This is a genomic window from Streptomyces sp. NPDC001380, assembly GCF_042895785.1.
Taxonomy (GTDB): Bacteria; Actinomycetota; Actinomycetes; order Streptomycetales; family Streptomycetaceae; genus Peterkaempfera.
Map to the genome: position 1 here is coordinate 1 of NZ_JBIAWP010000033.1, position 21,882 is coordinate 21,882.

The 21,882-nt window shown below is 76.0% G+C and carries 11 protein-coding genes; 6 read left to right on the top strand and 5 right to left on the bottom strand.

The annotated features are described in order from the left end of the window. Positions 1–633 precede the first annotated feature (633 nt). On the top strand, positions 634–3,393 hold the full coding sequence (locus tag ACFY07_RS26705) for an ATP-binding protein (RefSeq protein ID WP_390872105.1): 2,760 nt from the start codon (positions 634–636) through the stop codon (positions 3,391–3,393). A 369-nt stretch (positions 3,394–3,762) separates the two neighbouring features. On the opposite strand, the gene ACFY07_RS26710 is transcribed toward ACFY07_RS26705, so the two are convergent. After that, a complete protein-coding gene (locus ACFY07_RS26710; protein WP_390872106.1) occupies positions 3,763–3,978 on the bottom strand; it encodes a hypothetical protein in 216 nt (71 codons plus the stop codon). A gap of 838 nt (positions 3,979–4,816) precedes the next feature. On the opposite strand from ACFY07_RS26710, the gene ACFY07_RS26715 reads away from it, so the two are divergent. The 5 genes from ACFY07_RS26715 to ACFY07_RS26735 all read left to right on the top strand — a co-directional run bounded on the left by ACFY07_RS26715 (position 4,817) and on the right by ACFY07_RS26735 (position 9,916). After that, positions 4,817–5,278: an SsgA family sporulation/cell division regulator gene (locus ACFY07_RS26715; RefSeq protein WP_390872107.1), complete on the top strand. Its 462-nt coding sequence runs from the start codon at positions 4,817–4,819 to the stop codon at positions 5,276–5,278. Positions 5,279–6,716: 1,438 nt separating this feature from the next. Then, on the top strand, positions 6,717–7,286 hold the full coding sequence (locus ACFY07_RS26720; protein ID WP_390872125.1) for a TetR/AcrR family transcriptional regulator: 570 nt from the start codon (positions 6,717–6,719) through the stop codon (positions 7,284–7,286). A 75-nt stretch (positions 7,287–7,361) separates the two neighbouring features. Next, complete coding sequence (locus tag ACFY07_RS26725) at positions 7,362–8,531, top strand: GDSL-type esterase/lipase family protein (RefSeq protein ID WP_390872108.1); 1,170 nt, start codon at positions 7,362–7,364, stop codon at positions 8,529–8,531. Beyond that, the gene (locus ACFY07_RS26730) at positions 8,528–8,833 is read left to right on the top strand and encodes a hypothetical protein (protein ID WP_390872109.1); all 306 of its coding nucleotides are present in this window, start codon (positions 8,528–8,530) and stop codon (positions 8,831–8,833) included. Before ACFY07_RS26725 ends, ACFY07_RS26730 begins: the two co-directional genes overlap by 4 nt. Positions 8,834–9,283: 450 nt before the next feature. Further along, positions 9,284–9,916: an AAA family ATPase gene (locus ACFY07_RS26735; protein ID WP_390872110.1), complete on the top strand. Its 633-nt coding sequence runs from the start codon at positions 9,284–9,286 to the stop codon at positions 9,914–9,916. Between the two features lie 688 nt (positions 9,917–10,604). Here ACFY07_RS26735 and ACFY07_RS26740 read toward each other — a convergent pair. From ACFY07_RS26740 to ACFY07_RS26755, 4 genes are all read right to left on the bottom strand, one after another. Further along, positions 10,605–11,588, bottom strand: a complete 984-nt coding sequence (locus ACFY07_RS26740) for a hypothetical protein (protein WP_390872111.1) — start codon at positions 11,586–11,588, stop codon at positions 10,605–10,607. Then, the gene (locus ACFY07_RS26745) at positions 11,585–13,063 is read right to left on the bottom strand and encodes a M48 family metalloprotease (RefSeq protein WP_390872112.1); all 1,479 of its coding nucleotides are present in this window, start codon (positions 13,061–13,063) and stop codon (positions 11,585–11,587) included. The genes ACFY07_RS26740 and ACFY07_RS26745 overlap by 4 nt, the downstream gene beginning before the upstream one ends. A gap of 271 nt (positions 13,064–13,334) precedes the next feature. Continuing rightward, entirely contained in the window at positions 13,335–13,949 is a 615-nt protein-coding gene (locus ACFY07_RS26750; protein ID WP_390872113.1) for a hypothetical protein, read from the bottom strand. Between the two features lie 475 nt (positions 13,950–14,424). Continuing rightward, complete coding sequence (locus ACFY07_RS26755) at positions 14,425–21,756, bottom strand: hypothetical protein (RefSeq protein ID WP_390872114.1); 7,332 nt, start codon at positions 21,754–21,756, stop codon at positions 14,425–14,427. Between the last annotated feature and the right edge of the window lie 126 nt (positions 21,757–21,882).

The following is a 21,882-nucleotide window of genomic DNA, read 5'->3' on the forward strand; positions in this document are numbered from 1 at the left end:
GGACACCCGGCCCCCCGCCGCCCCGGACACCCCCCGCAGCTCCCCACCGAAAACAGCCCCGGACCCCCCGGCGACACAGCACACCGCGACCCGCCCACCCCACCCCCCCCACGGCACCGGACCCGCCGCACCGCCCGCAACACGAAGGACCCCCGATCCAAGGCCCGCCAGGGCTGAAAGCCGACACCCCGCCGGTGCGCGAGCGGCACGGCGCACGAGCGGCCCGGCACCGCCCGCCCGGTGCCGCGCCGCTCCGCGCCCCCGCGGGCGAAGGACGCCGCCCGGGCTCCGGTGGGCCGGGCAGCAGTCGCGCAGACGGCGCCGCCCCGCGGCGGGCGTTCGGAGCAGGCAGCCCCCGATCCGGCCCCGCCGACCCCGGCGGCCCCACGCGCCGCAGGCCCTGCGCCGCGGGCCTCCTTCCTGGGATCGGATCCGTTCAGCATCACTTTGCGCAGATATGATGGACATGGTGTCCAACATGCCATCTCGCATACACTGCCAGGGCAGATCGGGACGCCGGGTGCAGGCCGACCGACACGGCTGCAACGCCTCACCCGTCGGAATGGTTGCGTACGGCGACAGGAGCAGGTAGCGGTGGGCAGTGATCTCATTCAGCACAGCGTTGCGGGGCCGTTGATCGGTCGGGACCGCGACCTGCGGGAAATCCGCTGTCTTCTGGGCGTCGGTGCCGGCGGCGGGGCGCTGCTGCTCTCCGGGGACGCGGGGGTCGGGAAGTCGGCGGTGCTGGACGCCGTCGCCCGGGGAGCGGGCTCGGAGGGGGCGCGAGTCCTGCGAGCCGCCGGCGTGGAGTTCGAGGCGGACTGCAGCTACTCGGGGCTCAACCAGGTGCTCTTTCCGGTCCGGGACGCGCTCGACAGCCTCGAGCCGCCCTTCCGCGACGCATTGCGCATCGCGCTCGGGTTCGACAGCGGCCCGCCCCCGCAACAGCTGGTCGTCTCCAATGCGGTCCTGCTCCTGCTGCGGACGGTCGCAGCCGGTGACCCGCTCGTGCTGGTCGTCGACGACCTGCCCTGGATCGATCGGGCGAGTGCGTCCGTGCTGGGCTTCGTCGCCCGACGGGTGCCTGGTGTCGGGGTGAGCTTCCTCGCCGCGTCGCGCACGGGATCGCGGAGCCTGTACGACGGCGGTGCCCTGCCCGAGTACCGGTTGCAGCCGCTGGACGACGCATCGGCCACCCACCTGGTCGGCACGAGGTTCCCGGACCTGGGCGGCGGCGCCCGCCGGCGGCTGCTGACGGTGGCCCGCGGCAACCCGCTGGCCCTGCTGGAACTGCCCTCCGCTCTGCCCACGATGCGGGAGGCGGCCGTGGAGGACATGCCCGTCGTGCTCCCGCTCGGCAGGCGCCTGGAAAAACTGTTCGGCTCACGGATCACCGCCCTGCCGCTCCCGTCGCGCCGCCTCGTGCTGCTGGCCGCGCTGGAGGGCACGGGGGACCTCGGGATCCTGCAGGCCGCCTCACGGCAGGCGGACGACGGGTACGGCCTGGCCGATCTGGCAGCCGCCGAGCGCGACCACCTGGTCTACATCGACGAGGGGGCGCGGCGCCTGCGGTTCCGCCATCCGCTCATCCGGTCCGCGGTGGTGGAGAACTCCACCAGCGTGGAGCGGCGGGAGGTGCACGCGGTGCTGGCCCGCGTTCTGGTGGACCAGCCCGAGCGCCGGGCCTGGCATCTGGGTGAGGCGACCGTCGAACCCGACGAGGAGGTCGCCGCACTGCTGGAGAAGGCGGCGCGCATCACCCTGCGCCGCGGCGACGCCGGCGGCGGCATCCGGACGCTGATCCGGGCCGCGGACCTGACCCCGCAGGGCTCCGACCGCAGCCGCAGGCTGGCGGAGGCCGCCTACGTCAGTGCGGAGTCCACCGGAGCCCTGCCCAGCGCCCAGAGGCTCCTGGACGACGCCCGGCACATGGCACCGGACCTGAAGGGCTCCCTGCACTCGGTGGCGGCCGCCGCCCTTCTGATGCTGAACGGCGACGGTGACATCGACACGGCCCACCGCCTGCTCGTCGGGGCCGTCGAGGCCGGTGACCACGGGTACGACGCCGGCGACGAGGCCCTGGTGGACGCCCTGCACGCGCTCGCACTGGTCTGCTTCTTCGGTGCGCGGCCGGACCTGTGGGAGCCGTACTACCGGGCACTGGACAAGATGACGCCCAAGCCGCCGCTCGTGCTGTCCGCGCTGGGCAAGACGTTCTCCGACCCGGCGCGCAGAGGTGCCGCCGCATCGCAGGAGATCGACGAACTCCTGGCGGGACTGCCCGGTACGAGCGACCCCGTCCAGATCACGCGGGTCGGCACCGCAGCCCTGTACGCCGACCGGCTGGGAGACGTCCGCGAAGCGGCCTGGCGGGTGGTGCGCATGGGCCGTGACGGCGGCCCGGCCCGCCGCTACCTGTCCGGGCTGATCCACCTGTGCCTGGACGACTACCTCACCGGCCTGTGGGACGAGGCGGCGACGCTGGCCGACGAGGGGCTCCAGCTGTGCGGGAGCCACGGATACAGCGCCTTCGCCTGGTACTTCCAGTACGTCCAGGCCGTCCTGGCCGCCGCACGGGGCGAGACGGAACGGGCGGAGTCGACGGCGGAACGGATCCTCCACTGGGCGATGCCCCGCGGGGCGTGGTGCGCCGCGCACTACAGCCGTCACGCGTCGACGGTGGCCGCCCTGGGGCGCGGGGACTTCACCGGCGCTTTCGAACAGGCGAGCGCCGTCAGCTCGCCCGGAACCCTCGCCTCACACGTGCCGCACGCCCTGTGGGTGACGATGGACCTGGTGGAGGCCGCCGTCAGGACCAACCGGCACGCCGAGGCCGCCGCCCACGTCAGCGCGATGAGGCAGGCCGGCGTCGCGGCAATCTCCGCGCGGCACGCCCTGCTGACGGAGGCGTCGGCCGCCCTGTGCGCCGTTGACGACGACGAGGCCCTGCGGCTGTTCGCGAAGGCCCTGGCCACCACCGGCGCGCAGCGGTGGTCCTTCGACTTCGCCCGTGTGCAGCTCGCCCACGGCGAGCGGCTGAGACGCGCCAGGGCGACCACGGAGTCGAGGGGCCCGCTCGCCGCCGCCCTGTCCGCCTTCGAGCACCTCGGCGCCCGGCCGTGGGTGGAGCGCGCCGAGACGGAACTGCGCGCCGCCGGCGCGGGCAGGCGGCACACCGCGACGCCGAGGGCGTTCGAGCTCACCCCGCAGGAGCGCGAGATAGCCCGGCTGGCGGCCTCCGGCCTGACGAACAAGCAGATCGGGGAGCGCCTCTTCCTCTCCCACAGGACGGTCGGCGCTCACCTCTACCAGATCTATCCGAAGCTGGGGATCACCTCCCGGGCCATGCTGCGCGACGCCCTGGAGGCACAGGAGGGCCGGGCCGCCACCTGACCGGGCGGGCGTCGCGGGGCCGAGCACCGGTGCCAAGGGGTGCTCGTGTCCGTGGTCCTGCACCCACGGGCCGTTGTTCCCCTTCACGATGACGGCGACGGTCATCACGCCGATGAGGACGGCGGCCGGTGGTGCGAGGCCGCCCGCAGCCAGGAGGAGGCCGCCCCTGGTCCGGCCGGCGCCGGCCGCCCGCGCGGTCCGGCGCCCTCCGCGGACCCGCTGGCGATCGCCGGCCGGGGACAGGCCGTCAGCGGTGGGTTCCCCGAGGACGGCGAGGCCGCGGCGGACGGCATCGTCGCGGGCCGCGCGAAGGCGGGGCCCCGGCCGTCCCTCGTCAGCAGCCGTACGGCCCTCTCGGCCCCCGCTTCGTCAGAACCCGGTGGCGGCCCTGGTCAGCACGGCGGGCACGTCGGGGAGCTTCGCGCCCTTGGCCGAGCCGATCATGCCGTTGGTGAGCGCGGCGCGGTCACCGCTGCCCGCACCGACGGACATCCGGGGTCGACGGTCGACGAACAGCACGACCGGGGTGTCCGGGACCAGGAGATCGGCGCTCGGAACAGCCCTGTCCGCGGGGATGTCAGCCATGGCGTGCCTTTCCGCCTCTCGCGGCCGTTGCCGTTCGGGCTCGCAGGGGCTTGTGGAGCGGAGAGCGGCCCCGCCGGTCCTTCGAGGGGGTCGGGTCCTGCACGGCCGGGCTCTTCGCCGGCCGCCGGATCCAGCATGGAGGCGACGGCCGGCCGTACGCCTCTGTCATGCGACTGGACCGTCACGGCGGCAGTCCGCACGCCCGGCCCGTCATCCGGCTGCCCGGTCCGGGCCGTCCGGCTGCAGACGGCCGGGATCCTGCTTCCCGGGCCGACGGCCGCGCCGTCGGCCGCGGCGCCCGTGGGAGGGGAGGCAACCGAAGCTGCACCCGTGCCGTGCGGGGCCGGCAGCGGGGAGACGCCCGGCCGGCGCGCAACAGGCCGCCGGGCCCGGCGGGAGCGCGGTGGCGGACACCGGGACCCGGCGGAGGGATCCGCCCGGGGGCGTCCGCCCGCAGGACCCGAGCCGTCCGGCGATGCCGCGTGCAGGTCGCCGCGCGGGCGCGGTCGGCTCTCCGGCGCGGCGGCAGGGCAGGGATCGGCCGTCTCGGCGCGCGGATGACGACGGCACGGCGGAACCCGCGCTGCGGGCGGAGGAGCAGGCCGGCGGGGCCGAAGGTGCGGTGCGCCGGGGCTCCGTCCGGGGCTGCGGAGCCGTTCCCGGTCGTGGTGCGGCCCTTCGGGAGGGGTGACGCCCCGCCGAAGGGGCGGACCGGCACCGGAGGGGACGTGCGGCGGACATCGTCGGCAGTCGGTCTACCGATGCACCTCACGACGTGCGCCGCCCACCATGGGCGACGACGTCACGTACCGAACACCGCGAAAAGATGGAGAGCCCCATGAAGGACCAGCAGCCGGACTTCGCCGGCGGGAACCCGGCCGGCGACCGCCACCCCTCGCTCCGCACGACCGTGTACCGCATGTTCACGCCGTGGTCGCCGCCCGAGGTGGTGTGCTGGTTCCGCTACAGCGCGCGGGATCCGCTGGCTGTGGGCATCGACCTCGTACCTGTGGAGGGCACCGCCGCGACCTGGGTGGTGGGCCGGGACCTGCTCGACGCGGGCACCCGGGAGCCCAGCGGAGAGGGCGACTTCCGGGTCTGGCCCGACCCGGTGCGGCGCGGGTCCGGCCGCGGTCTCTACTTCAGTCTTGACCGGCCCGACGGCCAGGCGACGTTCGAGGCGGACCTGGCCGAGGTGCGGCGGTGGCTGGACTCCACCTACGCGATGGTCCCGGCGGGGTGTGAGGGCGGGCTGCTCGACTGGGCCGCCGTGGAGGCGATCCGGCTCGGGGCCGACTGACCGCGCGTGCACCGGCTGCGGGCGCGGGCGGTCCCCGGGCTGTCGCGGCGTTCCCTGGTCCGCGCGGGTGTGGCTCCGTGGGCACGGGCTCGCCGGCCGTTGTGCGACGGACGGCGGAGGCGGCCGACGCGAGCGGCAGGCTCACGGCGGCCGCCCGCGGTCCGCGGCAGTCGGACCGGGGGGAGAGCGGGCGGCCGGACGGCAGGCCGGCCGCCCTTGCCGGAGCCGGTGGGCGCAGCCGCACAGCGGCGCGGCGTGCCGCGGGTCGCCGGCCCTCGATCGGTGCGGTGGGGGTGTCCCCGCTCGCCGGAGCCGTCACGGTTCCGCCGGTCTTCCTCCGTTCCACCGGGGCGGGGGCGCGGAAGCGGGCGGATCACTCCCCCGGGTGTCGCGGCGGGTGCCGATCCGCCGCGCCCGGCACCGGACCGGCAGCGGACGCCCCGTAGGCGGGCACAGCGGTGAGCGACGCGGCACAGCACTCGCGGCGACGCCGCACGGGCTGCGGGCCCGCGGCCCCGTGCGCAGGCGACAGTGCCGCAGGCCGCGCGCGAAGACCGCTGGCCTTCCGGGGAAGGGGGGCGGGTTCCCGCGAGAACGGCGGCCGCGGCGGTGCCGGCCCCAGGTCTCGCGGCCGACGAGGCGGGCCCGGCCGTCGCGCAGGACGGCGGTGCCGCGGTCGTCGCCCCCCCACCCCCCCCACGCAGGCACGGCAGTCCCGGCGGACGCCCCAGCGGGTGTCACGGCGGACGTCGCGGCCGTGGCCGTGGCCGGCAGGGGCCCGGACGCTGCGGTGGCCGTGCAGGCACGGATGCCGGAAGGCACAGCGGTGGCCGCCGATGTCCGACAGGGTCCGGCCGCCGCCGGCGGCCTGCGCCCGCTCGGCGTTCAGCAGCCGGCAGGAGCGCCGTCGACGCGGCCCGGGACGTCGCACCGCACGGCGCAGGCCCACACCCGCGGACCCCGGTCACGGCCGGGACCCACATCAACGGCGGCGGAGGCCGCAAGGGCCGGGACCGGGGGGTGCCGAGCAGGAGCCAGGGGCGGACATCGGGTCGAGCTCCGCGCAGCCGAACGGTGGCACGGGGAACCGGAGCGCCACGGGCCGCCCCGGCAGCGGCGGTGGACGACGCCGGAGACGGTGCGCACGAACCGACCGCCGGCGAGGGCGGCGCAGCTCCTCGGCGCACTTCCCGTACGCCTGGGCCCGCTCATCAGTCAGAGGCTCCACCGGTACGAGCGGGCCGTGGCCAGCCCCGCACCGGCCCGGCGAGCTCTCCGCGAACCCCGGCGGGGCCCCCAGTCGGCGCGCCGACCGACCATGATCGTCCTCAGCTCCCACGGCTGTACCGATCCCCCCGAGGCCGACGAGACAACCTTTGCCTATAAGGTGTAGGTTAATTCATGCTTATCATAGGAAAAGCGAGAGCAGGTGATGGTTGTGGTTCGGGTGGGACTGAGCCCGGAGCGGCTGACGCTCGCCGGTGCGGAACTCGCCGACGAGGCGGGCTTCGACCAGGTGACCCTGTCCGCGCTCGCCCGGCGTTTCGGCGTGAAGCCGGCAAGCCTGTATGCGCACGTCGAGAGCTCCCACGAGCTGAAGACCCGGATCGCGCTGCTCGCGCTGGCGGAGCTTGCCGACCGGGTGGCAGAAGCCGTCGCCGGGCGCGCGGGCAAGGACGCCCTGACGGCCTTCGCGAACGCCTACCGGGACTACGCCCGGGCGCACCCCGGCCGGTACGAGGCGGCCCGGTACCGGCTCGACCCGCAGACCGCCGCGGCCAGCGCGGGCGTCCGCCACGCGCAGATGACGCGGGCGATCCTCCGTGGCTACGACCTGGGTGAGCCGGACCAGACGCACGCGGTCCGCATGCTGGGCAGCGTCTTCCACGGCTACGCCTCCCTGGAGGCGGCCGGCGCGTTCGACCACACGGACATCGCCGCGCAGCAGTCCTGGGCCTGGACCCTGGACTGCCTCGACACCGCCCTGCGGAACCGGTCCACCCCCTGACCGAGCCGCGTCACCCGCACCGGCCCCCGTGCGGACCCGGCACCTCACCCTGCGGATCACAAGAGGCTCGAAGCAATGAGCAACGGGCAGAACCTGATCACCACCCCCCTCACCGCGGACTTCCTGCGCGGACACCTCGACGTGGAGGAGACCGCCCACGGCCTGCTGCCGCACCGGCTGCCCGCCCGGGCCCGCCGGCAGATCCCCGACGACCGGCTGGCCACGGCCGAGGCCCAGCCCTCCGGGGTGCGGCTGGCGTTCCGCACCCGGGCCACCGCCGTCGAACTGGACACCCTGCCCACCAAGCGCGTCTACCGGGGCTTCCCGCCCCAGCCGGACGGCATCTACGACCTGCTGGTCGACGGCGGCCTCACCGCCCAGGCCACCGTGGAGGGCGGAAACCTGCGCACCATCACCGACATGCAGACCCAGGCTGCGGAACTCACCCCGGGCCCCGTCGGCACCGCGCACTTCACCGGCCTGCCCCCAGGCGAGAAGGACATCGAGATCTGGCTCCCGCACGCGGAGGCCACCGAGGTCGTCGCCCTGCGCACCGACGCCCCCGTCGAGCCCGCCCCCCACCGGGGGCGCCGGGTGTGGCTGCACCACGGCAGCTCCATCAGCCACGGATCCAACGCCGCGTCCCCCAGCACCATCTGGCCCGCCCTGGCCGCCACCGCAGGCGATGTGGAGCTGATCAACCTCGGATTCGGCGGCAGCGCACTGGTCGACCCGTTCACCGCCCGCGCGATGCGCGACACCCCCGCAGACCTGATCAGCCTCAAGCTCGGCATCAACGTCGTCAACAGCGACGCCATGCGCCTGCGCGCCTTCGCCCCCGCCGTCCACGGCTTCCTCGACACCATCCGCGAGGGCCACCCCGCAACCCCCCTGCTCCTGGTCTCCCCCCTCCTGTGCCCGACCCACGAGCACACCCCCGGACCCCTCATGCCGGACCTTTCCAGTGGAACCCTGAAGTTCAAGGCCACCGGCGATCCGGCCGAGACCGCCACCGGACGGCTGACGCTCACGGTCGTCCGCGACGTCCTGGCTGACATCGTCAGACAGCGGTCCGTCGAAGACCCCAACCTCCACTACCTCGACGGACTCAACCTCTACGGCGAGAGCGACCACGACGAGTTCCCCCTGCCGGACGCGATCCACCCCAGCCCCGAAGGGCACCGCCGCATCGGCGAGAACTTCGCCGAGCTCGTCTTCGCGAACAACGGGCCCTTCACCATGTGAACGCGGAGACGATCGTCCTGGACCGGCCAGGCCATGCCCGCCTCCCCGTCGCGGACGACGAGACCATCGACCGGGCAGCGGCCGTCCAGTCCCCCGCCGCGCGCGAGGTCAGGCCGTCGACGTGCGACACCGGGCAGGGCACAGCACGAGCCGGCCGGTTCCTGACCCCGGGAAGACCGTGGCAGGGGTGGCCGGCCGCGCTTCCCGCCCACCCACCGCAGGACCCCGACTCCTACCGGCAGACCACCGCCGACCAGTCCGCCTTAACCACGCAGGACCACCAGCCCACCCGCCACCCCTGACCCCCAGACACCCACCCCCGGAACGAACACCACCGGAACGAACACCACCGGACACCGGCCGCCAGGCGAACCGCCCGCAACACCGCGCCCGACCCCACCACCCCCACCCCCGTCCCAGCCCGAGGCCGAGCCGCCCCCCTGTGCGAGGGCACCGCAGCAAGCGCCCACCGGCCGGGACGCGGGGAGGCCGGGCGGGCGCGCGGGCGGGCGGGTGAGGAGCCCCTGCCCGGCGGTGGGGCCGCCCGCCGGACCGGGGCGGCGGCCCCACCACCCGCCGGGCAGCCTGCCGGGCCTCCCGGCCCGGCGCGGGGGACGGGACCACCCGGACCGGGGAGCAGGAGCAGCGGGCCCCGGACCATGCGCCGGCGCGAGGGGCCCCGGGGCCGGCGCCCCGCCCCCGGCCGGCGGCAGCGCACCGCCGGCCGCGGGCGGGGGACGTAGGGTCGGCCCATGCTCCTGTGGATCAACGGGCCGTTCGGCGGCGGCAAGACCCAGACCGCGCACGAGATCCAGCGGCGGCTTCCCGGCAGCGTCATCTGCGATCCCGAGCACGTCGGGTTCGGACTGCACCGGATGGCACCGCCGTCCCTGCGCGGGGACTTCCAGGACCTCCCCGCCTGGCGGCAGGGCGTCTACGAGGTCCTGGACCGCGCCCTGAACGGACACGACGGCGTGGTGGTCGTGCCGATGACGGTCGTGGAACCGTCGTACTTCCGGGAGACCGTCGGCCGGCTGCGCGAACGCGGCCACGACGTGCGGCACTTCGCGCTGCTCGCCGACCGCGAGACGGTGCTGCACCGGCTGCGCGAACGAGGCCTCGGACACGCCGTGCGGTTCGCCGCCGGGAAGGACGCACCCCTGCGCCGGGAAAGCTTCGCCGTGTCCAAGCTCGACCTGTGCCTGGAACGCCTGCGCGAGGCGGAGTTCGCCGAACACCTGTCCACCGACCGCCTCACCGTCCCGCAGGCCGCCGACCGCATCGCCGCCCGCTGCGGACTGACGCTCACCGCGAACACCGACAGCGCCCTGCGCGGACGCCTGCGCCGGGCCTGGACAAGCGCCCGGCACATCCGCTTCGACTGACCCACAACCCGGCCACCCCCGCGCGCAGACGCCGTGACGGAGGACCGGGGCCCGGCAGGGGCCCGGCGCCACCCGCCGACCGGTCCGGCCCCGGCGGCGCACCCGGGGGAAGGGAACCGGACCCGGCCCCGGCCGGGCCGGGCCGGTGAGGTCCGGCGGACGGCCGCCGCGCGACGCAGGGCCTGTCCGGGATCCGCCCCGCCGTCGGGACCGCCCCGACGCGGCCGGCAGGCCCGACCCGCACGACCCGGCAGGAGGGCTCGGCCACGGACCCGGCGAGGGGCATCCCCCGGCCGGGACGGACACCGGGTGCGTTGGAGCCGGACGCCACGCGGCAGTGCGGGCGCCGGGGCGGGACAGCACGCCGACGCGGGAATCCGCCCGCCCCAGGGCATCCCCGGCACCCCGCACACACTCGCCGGGCCGCACGCCACGGCGCCGCCGCCGGATCCCGCCCCACGGGCGCCGACACCCCCGGGGAGCAACCTTCCGACCGCACGACCGCGGCAAGGCGCCCCTCCCCCGCCGCCCCGCCCGCCTCCGGCCGCCGGCCCGGCCCCGCTCACCCTCCCCCGGGCCGGTCCGGCAGCGAACGGACGCGGACGGCCGGAACGGGCGCCCCCGGTGCGCCACCACCCCGGAGCACACGCCCACGACGCCTGCCCGGACCCGCCGACAGGCCGGAATGTCAGTCCTCGGTGCCGCTCAGGGCGCGGGTGTTGACCAGGAGCGCGGCTCCCGCGAGGGCGAACAGCGGCACGGACGGGCCCGGTCCGGTGGTCAGGAGGCCGATGGCGGTGCCCAGGGCGGTACCGGCCAGGGCGGGCGCGGCCGCGCGCCGCAGCCAGGACGCGGGCTGCGGGGGCGGCGCGCCGGCGGGGGCGGTGAAGGAGTCGCGCAGGCTGGCCCGCACGGCGGACCGCTCCTGGAGCAGGAAGCGCTCCGGGGGACGGCGGCGCAGCCGTCCGACGGGGACCAGGAGGGTGCCGTCGGGCAGGTGCGGCACGACGCGCCGGCGGGCGGCCGGGTCGCCGTGGACCACGACGTCGAAGGCATCGGGCAGCTCGTCCAGGGCGGGGTGCCACATGACGCGCTGCCAGCGCGTCTCGGCGTGCGGGGCGCCGGCGCCGGGCAGGGCGATCCAGACGGTGTCGCCGCTGCGGAACGGGGCGGGGCGCAGGGGCGTGCCGATGTCGACGCGGGCCGGCAGGGTGGGACCGGGGCGGCGGGCGGTGCGGCGGTGGAGCAGGCCGCGCAGGGTCCAGGTGAGCAGGAGGGCGCCGGTGCCGGCCGCGGTGAGCGCGAGGGGGACGGTGAGGTCGTCCTCGGCCGCGGTCTCCTGGGGGTCGGCGGGGAAGCCGCGGGGGTCGGCGGCGGCCGGGTCGTAGGCGACGAGGAAGGACCGGCCGGTGGTGTAGCGGTCGGTGGCATAGATCTCGAACCGCTGGGTGTGGGTGCGGGCGGCGGCGTCGCGCCAGCGGACGCGGATGTCGTCGTTGTCGCCGATGCCGTCCTGGACGACGGTGCCCCGGGCGGTGGCGGTGGCGCGGTCGCGGGCGCGGCTGTGGGTGTGGGCGCGGGTGGCGAGGTCGGCGGTGATGACGGCGCATGCGGCCGCGGCAGCGGCGACGGCCGCGAGGGCGCGGTTCAGGACGGGGCGGGGGGCGGTCATGCGGCGGTTTCCGGTTCGGCGGCGTGCAGCAGGGGGCGGACCGCGGTGGTGTCCCCGGTGTCGAGGGCGTGGGTGAGGAGGGCGTGCAGGTCGACGGTGGTGCCGTCGGGGGCGGTGAGGGTGCTGCTCGTCCAGCGGCCGGCGCGGTTCCATCCGGCGTCCAGGAGGGCCGCGGACAGGACGTGGCCCAGGCAGCCGGCCAGGGCCTGGCGGGCGGCGGCGGCCCGCAGCGGCGGGAGGAGGCGGGCGAGGCCGGGGTCCAGGGCGTGGGCCAGGTCGGGCCAGGTGCCGTCCTCGACGGCCTGCAGGGCGAGGGCCGCGGCGAGGTCGGGGCAGGCGGAGTCGGTGGCGTCCTGCAGGGCGCGGCGGGCGTCGTCGGCCGGGATGCGGAGCCGTTCCGGAGGGGTGTCGAGGATCCGGACGGGGCGCAGGGCGTCGTCGGGGGCGGTGTGGGCCAGGTCGAGGGCGCACCACTGCTGCAGGGCGTCGGCCGAGCGCAGGGCGACGGGGCGGTGCGGGTCGGCGGGGGACCCGGCGGCGCCGGGACAGGGGGCGGGGTGGTCGGGCAGGGCGGCGATCCGCCGGTCCAGGGGCGGGTGGCTGCTGGCGGGGTCCAGGCCGGCCAGGTGGTCGGCCTCCTGGGCGGCGGCGCTCATGCGCCGGGCGACGTGGGGGTCGCGCATCGCCGCCTCCAGGGCGTCGTAGAGGTCGGCCGGGTAGGCGTCGTCCTCCGCCAGGGTCTCGTACCAGGGCTCGGCGAAGGCGGCGAAGGCGGCTTCGACGGGTTCGGTACGGCGCAGGGCGTCGCGGACGGCGCGGGTGCCGACCGCGCGGGCGGCGTCCGCGTCGGCGGCGGACTCGGCGGCCCACGCCTCGCCGCGGGTGGCCGCCAGCAGGCGTGCGGACAGCCGGGCCGGGGGACGCAGGCGGTCCTGCAGGCGGTCGGCGAGCATGTCGCGGGCGGCCAGCAGGCAGGCGGTGCGCCGGTGGCCGGGAGGGCGGTGACCGGCGGGGCGGATGTGGCGGGCGTGGGCGAGTTCGTGGGCGACGACCGCGGCGAGTTCCGCGGCCGGCAGGCCGCGCAGCAGGGGCAGGCCGAGGAGGAGGACCAGGACCCGCCGTCCCGAGACCCGGGCCGTGGTCAGGGCGGCGTCCGGTCCGGGGGTGACCCGCACCAGCAGCGGGGCGCGGACCTCCATCCGCTCCGCCACGCGGGCGACGAGGGCGGCCAGTTCCGGCTCCTGGTCGGGTCGCAGGGCACGGCCCGGCAGCGGGCCCGGGTCGACGGCCCGGCCGAACAGGCCCAGCAGCAGACAGATCAGCGGCGGCCCGGGCAGGGCCCACCACTGGAATGCCCACGCGAGCGCCGGCGCGGCCAGGACGAGCACGAGGAGACCCGGCCGGGCGAGCGCGGCCATCGCCGCTGCCAGCGCCCACTGCCGCAGGGCGCGCCGTCGTTGTATGCCCACCGCCATGGGGGACGTTCCTCGCTTTCCGCCTGAACAGGACCGGAGAACTATGCCACGGCCGCGCCGAGGGCCGGGGACGTGCCCCCGGCCCTCGGCGCGGCCGCCGGGGCGGGTCCGGACCTCCCCGGCGTACCGGACGGGGTCCGCCGTGCCCGACGGCAGCCGGACCACCGGCCGGGCCCGCACCCCGGGGACCGGCCGGGGCGTGGAGGTCCCCTCGGGGCGCGCGGGTCCGGCAGCGGCCTGCGCGAAGACCCCCGGCGGGCTTCCGGGGCCGCTACCGGGGCGGCCAGCGGATCAGGTGCAGGCAGATCACGGCCGCGATGACCACCCGTCGTCCCGAGGGTGGCAGCCCCGCGCCCGACTCGACGGTGTAGCGCTGCGCGCCGGTGAGGCTCTCGACCGTACTGGTGGTGACCGTGCCGAGCACGGCGTCCGCCTCGTCCTTGACGACCCAGCCCGACCACGGCGGGTCCTCGAGGACGAGCCGCAGTGATGTTCCCTCCGCCGTCCGGACCGCCAGCTCCTTGGACTGCCAGATGGCATGTTTCGGCTTCGCCTCCCCCACGGAACGGCCCCCGCCGTCCGTGAAGCGGAACGACCGCCGCCCGAATCCGTACCGCCCGGGAACCACTTCCACGTGCAGCAACGGGATGTCGGACGCATCCCGCATCAGGAACCGACGTCCTGTCTTCGCCCACAGCTGCTCGAACAGCGGGCCCGGCGGCGCCTCCTCCCGTACGGCGCCCAACGCCGTGCCGTCGGGCGCGGACACCAGGAGCACAGGCGAACGGCGGGTCAGGAAGGCCGACCACTTGGGCTGGGAAAGAAACACGGACGGGGCGGTGAACAGCTCGGCGATCGCCCCGTGCTCCGCTCCGGAATGCGTCATGGCCACTCCATCCGTGTCGTGGACTGTTCGACACATGACGCCGCTCAAGGGTTGCCTCCCGGAAGAAGCAGTCCGGCTGTCATCGCATCCGGATCCTGCCCGGGGCGGGCGGCGTGGCGGTCGTGCAGGTGCGTCCTGCCGGATCCGGGGCCGCCCTCGATGAAGGGCGGCGGCGGGATCCGGGAGGGGGCAGTGGTCGCCGCCGCGGTGTCACCGGACATGCCCCGGTGGGAGCGGCCATGGCGGAGCGGCGCACAGGAAGAGGCCCGCCCGCACGCAGCCGGGCACCACCCGGGGGGGACGGGCGCGAGCCGGGGAACGCGGCGTGGCACGGCAACGGCCTGACCGTCATCGACGGCCCGCCGGCGCGCCATCCGCGCCCCACCGGCACACCCCGCGCCACGGACACCACCGGACGCGCGGACCGGCCCGGGCGCCGCCGCGGGGGCACCGCCCAGGTCCGGGCGCTCGCATGTCACACCGGCGGGCAGATGTGGATGACGGCGCCCGGGGCGAGTTCGAGGTACAGCCCGGCGCCGAGGGCGAGCACCGCGTGGTGGACCACCTGGCTCGCCGCGACGGTGCTGACGGCGTGCGGCCGCCGCAGTCTGATCACCGTCTCCCCGGCGATGAGGGACCGGACGGCCAGCACCCGCTCGATGTCACGGGCCAGCCCCGCGCCGACGTGGCGCGGGGACTCCGGGTCGGCGTGGTCGAGGGCGTCCGTGTGGATCGCGAACAGCTCGGAGACGTCGAGGTCGACCGAGTGGCTGCCGGTGTCCGCGGGCGCGGGGGAAGCGGCCCCGGGGGCGAGGCCGCCGGCCGGGAGCGTCCGGGCACCGGCTCGCAGACGGGGGCGGGGGCGGGGAAGCGGGCGGCTCTCGACCTCGGTCAGGTTCGCCAGGAAGGACCGGACGTCCGGAACCGCGGCCGCGCCGCCCGGAGCCGGGGCCTGGTCCGACTGCGGCTGCGACTGGTCCGCCGGCCCGAGGCGGAGCCGGCCGCGCAGGACGTGCACGGTCAGGGCGCGCGCCAGACGCTCGCCCACGGACAGCTGCGCGAAGGGGGTGTCGTCGCCGATCCGCAGCGGCAGTTCGACCTGCGCCCCGACCATGGCCAGCACCTCGTGGTGGACCTGATCGGTTTGGTCGTCCGAAGGGAGCTTGTCCCAGGCCCGTTCCGCCCAGGCCAGGTCGCGGTAGGCCTCGACGAGAGGCTGCTGCGTCACGGGCGCCGTCGCACCGGCGGCGGGGGCCGTGACCGCGGGGGCCGTCACCTCAGGCGCCGTGGCCGCAGGGGCCGTCACCTCAGGCGCCGTGGCCGCAGGGGCTGTGACCGCAGGGGCCTTGGCCGCGGCGGACTTGGTCTGGACCGCCGCCACGGGTGCCCCGATGTGGGCGGAGAGGAGCTGGGCGGCGTTGGCGAGCCAGCGGGCGGCGTCGCGGGGGTCGACTCCGGGACGGACCTGGGTGCTCATGTAGCGGCCGGACTTGTCGTTGACCGCCCAGGAGCGGTGTTCGGGACTCCAGCGGAACTCCCCGGAGACACGGGCCCGGCCTTCGTTGTGGGGGGTGTCGTCGGTGAAGTGCAGCGCGAGGCCGGTGTGCCCGAGCCCGTCGAGCCGGGCACGGAGCTGATCGGCCGTGAGGTCCGGCTCCCGGCGCCTGATACCCGCGTGGAGCTGGTCGAACTCCTCGGGGGTGAGGATGCCGGTGACCTTCTCGCTCCCGAGGACGACATCCCCGGCCTCGGTGACGGTGAAGAGCCAGACGGCGTCCTCGCTCGCCGTCAGGCGGGCGGGGTCGAGGTCCTCGAGCCGGGTCCACAGGGGGTTGGGACGGACGGTCCCGCTGAGCGGATAGCGCTCCTCGGGCTTGACGCGCTTGGGGGGCACGGCCGGGCCGAAACGCTCGTCCAGCGTCTCCGGGGGCGCGGCGGACCGGTCCGCGGGACCGGTCGGGGGGGCCGGTTCCGAGGACGGCGTGTCGGCGGCCTGCGGGGCCCGGAGCGGGGTGCTCCGGGGGGCGCCGGCGCCGCGGTCCCCGGTGCCGCGGTCCCCGGTGCCGCGGTCCCCGGTGGCGGTGGCGTCGGGCCCGCCGGCTGAGCGGCTGTGCGGTCCGGGCGCGGTCGCCGTGGTGTCGGCGGCCCGGGTTCCGGCGGTGCCGGCGCGCTCCGCCTCGGGTGTGCGGGGGCGCGGGGGGACGGTGGCCGGATCGGCGGCGCCGTGCGCGGACGCGCCCTGGAGGGGCGGTGCCGTGAGCGCGGTGGGGTCCGTCCCCGGGCCGTGGTCCGGTGCGGGCCGGGGCGGAGTGGCGGCGTCGTGCCCGGCAACGTCGTGCCCGGCGACGTCGGTGCCGGGTGCCCCGGCGTGGGCGTCCTCGGGCTCGGCGAGCCCGCCTCGCGTGCGCTCGGGGGTGAAGACGACGGGGAGCCGGTCGCCCGTCACCGGAACGATCTCGGTGTCCTGCTGCGGGATGTCGACGGCGACGGGGACCAGGCCGTGCTCCTGCCGCACGCGCGCGCCGTCGACGAAGGTCAGCGTCACCTTGGCGAATCCGTCGTAGCGGGCGAGCTTCTGCGGGAACTTCGCGTGGGAGAACACCTGGCCGGTGTCCGCCTGCGCCGAGCCGTGGCGCGTGCGCCGCTCGACGCCGGCCGTCGCCGTCAGGGTGCCGTCCGCGGCGCCCAGCCCGGCCTTGGCGCCCAGCTCGAACTGGCCCGCGGCGGAGTCCCAGTGGAGCTGGGTCCTGGTCCGGTTCGAGGAGGTCTCGTTGGCCGGGCTGAGCTCCGCACCCGTGTCGAAGTCGCGGAACCGCAGGCTGACGAGCCGGAACCCGACCCTGACCTCGGTCTCGGCTTCGAGCGCGCGACGCCGCGGTGCCGGCGTGCGGAGCTCCTGGCCGCCGGGGGCCAGATTCAGGTGCGCCGCAAGCCTCGGCTGGTCGACGGTGTGCCGCGCCAGCTCCCCTATGCGGCCCCAGGTGCGCTTGCCGAAGAATTCCGGGCCGACCGTGCGCAGGATGTCCTGCACTCCTGAGGAGTCGCCGAGCCAGCGGAGCACGTCCGTGTCGCGGAGACCGTCGGCCGCCCGCCAGACACGGTCGGGCGGGATCGCCACGTCCGCGGGCTGCGGCGGCGCGGCGGGCTCCGGCCGGGGCTGCCGCAACGGCAGTGCGTCGCCCTTCTCGACCATGGCGGTGAAGCCGATCCTGGCCGTGGCCATGGTCCGTTGGGCCGTGCCGATCCGCCGCAGGGACCGCCAGACCGCGCCGGGCCACGCGGCGAGGGCGTGTCCCGGCCCCTCGTGCGCCGCCGGGGGGCCGGGGACGATCCGGTCACGGCCCAGGTCGAGCACGGGGTCACGTTCGAAGTCGAAGATCAGCGTGGCCTCGCCGGAGTAGACGTGTGCGGGACGCTTGGTCTTCACCGTCACGCCGGAGCCGGTCGAGCGCACCTCGCCGTCCTGCCGGTCACTGCCCCGGCTGTAGGTGGCGCTCCCGCCGACCGCCAGGGCCGGGCCCGGGTCCAGCGGGCCGACGGCGGCCAGGAAACCGCCGGAGACGGCGTGCCCCTTTCCGCTGCCTTCCGTGGCGTTGTTGTTCTGACTGGCGAAGACCCGCTGCAGGCCGGTGCCGGAGTTGAACTCCGGGTTCCCGTCGGTGTCCGCGACGTGGTCCAGCCGGGAGACCGCCGCGGAGATCCGCACGGTGCTCCGGCCGTGACCGACGACGATCCGGTGTCCGGCCATCATCGGCTTGAGACGGGTGTGCAGCCTGTTGACCTCCAGCTCGCGCACGATCTTCCTCCTCACCTCCGCCCAGTCGCCGCCGAGGACCGAGGCGCCCCTATGCTCGATCGGCCGGATCATCTCCTCGACCGCCGTGGTGGCCGGACCGGGCGGGTCGAGCATGAAGACGTCGGTGACGACGTCGGAGTCGCCCAGCCGCATGGTGTCCGCGATCCGCTTCGGCCATCCGCGCTTCACCGCCGGCCCGGTCCCCGTGTCGTGGCCCGGCACCGCGATGGTGGTCGTCACCTGGACCTGGTGCGGCGGCGCGGGCCGGCGCCCGAGCAGGCCGTGCTCCTCGACACTGACCGAGAAGCTCGCCCTGCCGGTGAACAGCTCTGCCCTCGTCACCCACTTGCTGCGCGCGGAGGTTCCGGCGGCGCTCTCCACGGCGGTCCGCCGGCTGCGGTCCTTCAGGTACTGGTAGCCCCCCAGGACGGAGGCGTACGGGACCTTGGCCCGCACCAGGGCACCGCCTCTCATCCGCCGCCAGTCGTCCTGGGCCGCCCCGGAGAAGGTGCGGTGCTGGGTGCCGCTCTCGAACTCGAACTTCTCGACCGTCTCGGTGTGCCGGAAGTCCGGGAGGAGCTCGGCACGCACGACCACCGTCACCCGCCTGCCGCGCACGGGGAGCTCGGCTCGGATCTCCGCGCCGCGGCTGAGCGCGGAGAGCTCGGCGGCCAGGGCGAACGGGTCGAAGCGCTCCTGCAGCCGTACGCGGACGTCGTCGGGAACGGTGGTGAACCTCCGCGCCAGCTCCGCCTCGATCCGCTCCAGCACCCGGAGGGCCTCGGGACCCATGCTGTGGACCACGTCGGAACCGCCCAGCGCCCTGCGGTTCGTGAGGCGGTCGGGCGGCGCGACCAGGTCGCCGCGGGGCCGGTCCTCCCGCCTGCGCCCCTCGGAGGCCGGCGTGAAGACCGCGACGCCGTCGGGGCCGACGGTGTGGCGCTCGGTCTCCCGTTCGTCCATGCTGATCTCCGCCATCAGCTCGACGGTGGAGACGGGGCCGCCGTCACCGGTCACGTCGACGGCGATCCTGGCAGTGAAGACCGCCTGGGGAACGGGGCTCTTGCCGTTCGCGACGACCTTGCCCGACCACCCGTACCGCGCGCCCTGGCGTCGGCGCCACTCCACGGCGGCGGTGGCGGCGGCGCCCAGCGTGTCCCCGGCCGCGTCGAGCGTCCCCGCGCCGCCGAGGGCGCCCTGCGCGGCCCGCGAGTCGGACCAGAGGCGCTGGGACGCGTCGGTCGTCGTGGTCTCCTTCACGGTGTTGAGCTCGGCCTTCTCCTCCGTACCGGAGTACGTCATCTCGACCACGCGTGCCGTGGCCGAGAGGCCGAGCCCGCCCACCACGGCCCGCAACGGCTCACCGCGGGTCATCGCGGTCAGCCTCGCCGCGACGTGCTGCTGGCCGAACACCGCGAGGACCGGGCCGCGGCTCTCGTCCCACGCCGCGCCCAGCGCCTGCCGCCCGATCTCGTCGATGCGGCGCCTGAGGCGGGCGATCCGCCACAGGTCGCGCACCGTGACGCGGTCGTTGAGCCCGCCGTGCACCGGGTCCCACACGGTGCGGGGGGGCCCGGGCACCTCGCTCCCGGGTGCCGGGGCGGCGCCCGGCCCCTCCTTCTCGACGAGCACCGTGAGGGCGATGTCCCGTTCCGCCCGGTGGGTCCGGGCGCCCCGCTGCGGTACGCCCTCCCACATGTCGAACCGCAGCGCGGCGGTGCAGTCGAAGTAGGCACCGGGCTTCTTGGTCTTCGTCGTGGTCCCCAGTTCGTGGACCGTCCGGGAGGAGCGGCCGCGGTCGCGGCCGAACTGGACGTAGGCCCCTCCTCCCGCGAGCACCGGGTCGCCGTTGATGGAGGACGCGTTGAACTGCCCCGGCAGCTGGACGGCACCGGAGGTGAGGTCCCCCCGGGCGTGGGAACGCACGATGCCGGTGCCGACGTTGAACTCCGTCGCCCCGGTCTCGCCGCTCTGACGCGCCTCCTTGACCCGCGCCGTGACCTCGACGAGGGCGGCCAGCCCTCCGGTCGCGCCGGGGACCTCGAACGTCATCGGCTCCCCGGCGGTCATCCCCCGGATGCCCTGCTGGAGCCCGGTGAGGGTGAGGGTGGCGGCCATTTTCGCCCGGACCTGCGCCCAGGCCGGGCCGAAGAACGCCCGGCCCTCGGCGTCCAGCGAATCGAGGAGGCCCGGGACCGGGTCCGGTGCTTCCGGATCGGCCGGCGCGACATCCGTGACGATGTCGGACGACCCGATGCGGCCGGCCGCGAGCCGCGGCGGCGGCGCGACCGGTTCGCCGAACACGGGATGCCGGCCCTCGGCGTCGACCGTGTCGTGGATCGGGACGACCACGGACACGCCGATGCCGGGGACGTCGACGGGCTCGGTCCTGAGCGGCTTGCGGTGCCTGGTGAGACGGGAGAAGTCGAAGGTGAGGTCCACCTTCCCCTCGAAGCGGCCGCCGGGCGCCACCGTCTTGCCCCGGGCGATGATCCTGGCCGCCTCCGACCGCCTGGTGGCCGTGAGCCTCTCGTCGATCAGCGCGAACGGCGCGCTCAACGTCCAGCTCCCCAGCGTCAGCCTCCCCTGCACGCCGCCCTGGACCCGGCGGCGCCGGTCCTCGAAGTGCTCGGCGGCGCCCTGGCGTCCGGAACCGGTGTCGAACTCGACCTTCGCCAGGGTCTCCCGGTACTCCAGGTCCCTGACCCGGGCGGTCACCGAGACCTCGCCGGACCACCCTCCGCCCGTGAACTCGGCGGCCCAGCGCTCACCGCGTGTCAGCGCCGCGAGCAGGGGGCGCAGCGTGTCGGGGGAGAAGAACTGCTCGAAGGTCGTCCGGGCCGCGGGGAGGTCGTCCCCGAAGACCGGCCGGAGCACGGCCTCGACCACCTCCGCGGTGCCCGCCGCCTCCTGGGTCAGGCTCAGCACCAGGTCCGACGCGGCCAGTCGGCCGTACCGGGTGATCCGTGCCGGAGGGAACCTGCGCGGGGACGTCCCGCCCGTGCCGGCGCCTGCGGCCCCGTAGCGCCGGTCGCCCGGCGCGTCCATCGAGGCGACCGCCGTGGAGTCCGACTCCTGCCAGTCCGGCAGGCCGTGCCCGACGACCCTCCCGGCCGCGTCGATCAGGACGGCCCTGGCGTGGGCGGGGCTCAGCCCGCCCGGCACCGCGGCGTGCACCCGGTCGCCGGCCGGTCCCTGGAGCTCGATCCACCGCGGGCCGTCCGTGGTCTGGTGCAGCGCCAGCGCGTGCCCGATCAGGCCGCCGGGGCGGTGGACCAGGACCAGCGCGGTCGTCCCGACACCCTGGTCGGCCACTGACGACAGCAGCGGCTCCCAGGACGTCCCGACCCGGCCCCAGCCCCGTCCTGCGGTGAGGGAGTCGGCGGCCCGGCCGGTGCCGACCGCGAGGTCGTCCAGGGCCGTACCGGCACGTACACCGCTCGGCGGCTCCCACCGGGCGGGCCCGCCGGAGAACAGGCCCGGGTGGAGCCTGCGCTCGAGGTGACGGAGCAACGAGACACAGTTCTCCGGCGGCAGTCCTGCCGCTCCGTCGGGCAGCCGGTGCTCGGCGGCCACCGCGTCCACGAGCGTGCGCAGCCGCGTCTCGTCCAACGCGAGACGGGGCGCCGCTCTCGGAGCGTCGAGAAAGGCCGTTCCGGCCTCGGGCCGCGGACCCGTCCGCGTCCGGCCGGCCCGGGTGCCGGAGCCGACGGTGTCCGGGTCGGGGACGTCACCCGGACCGGCTCCCGGCTCCTCGGATGGCAGCGGCCCGTCGGCCGGGTGGCCGGCCGGCTCCGCCGCAGGGGCCGGCACGTCGGCACGTGCTGCCTTCAGCTGCGGAAGCGAGCTCAGCGCCTGGTCGAAGGCACGGTGCATGGTGGCGGTCAGATGCGTGGCGGCGTCCTGGAGGCGGCTCCGCTCCAGGAGGCCTGCGTCGACCATCTCCCGCAGGGCCTCCACGACCGGGAAGCAGACCGTCCTGGGGGTCGCCCGCACACCTGAGTTGTCCATCACGTTCCCGTGGTCGCCGCCGAGTTCGGTGGCCGCTGCGGAACAGGGTGCACGAGCGGCCGACGATCCCATCGGACAGCCGCGAGGTGAACGCCTCGGGAACGGGGGCGGACCAGGCAGTTGACC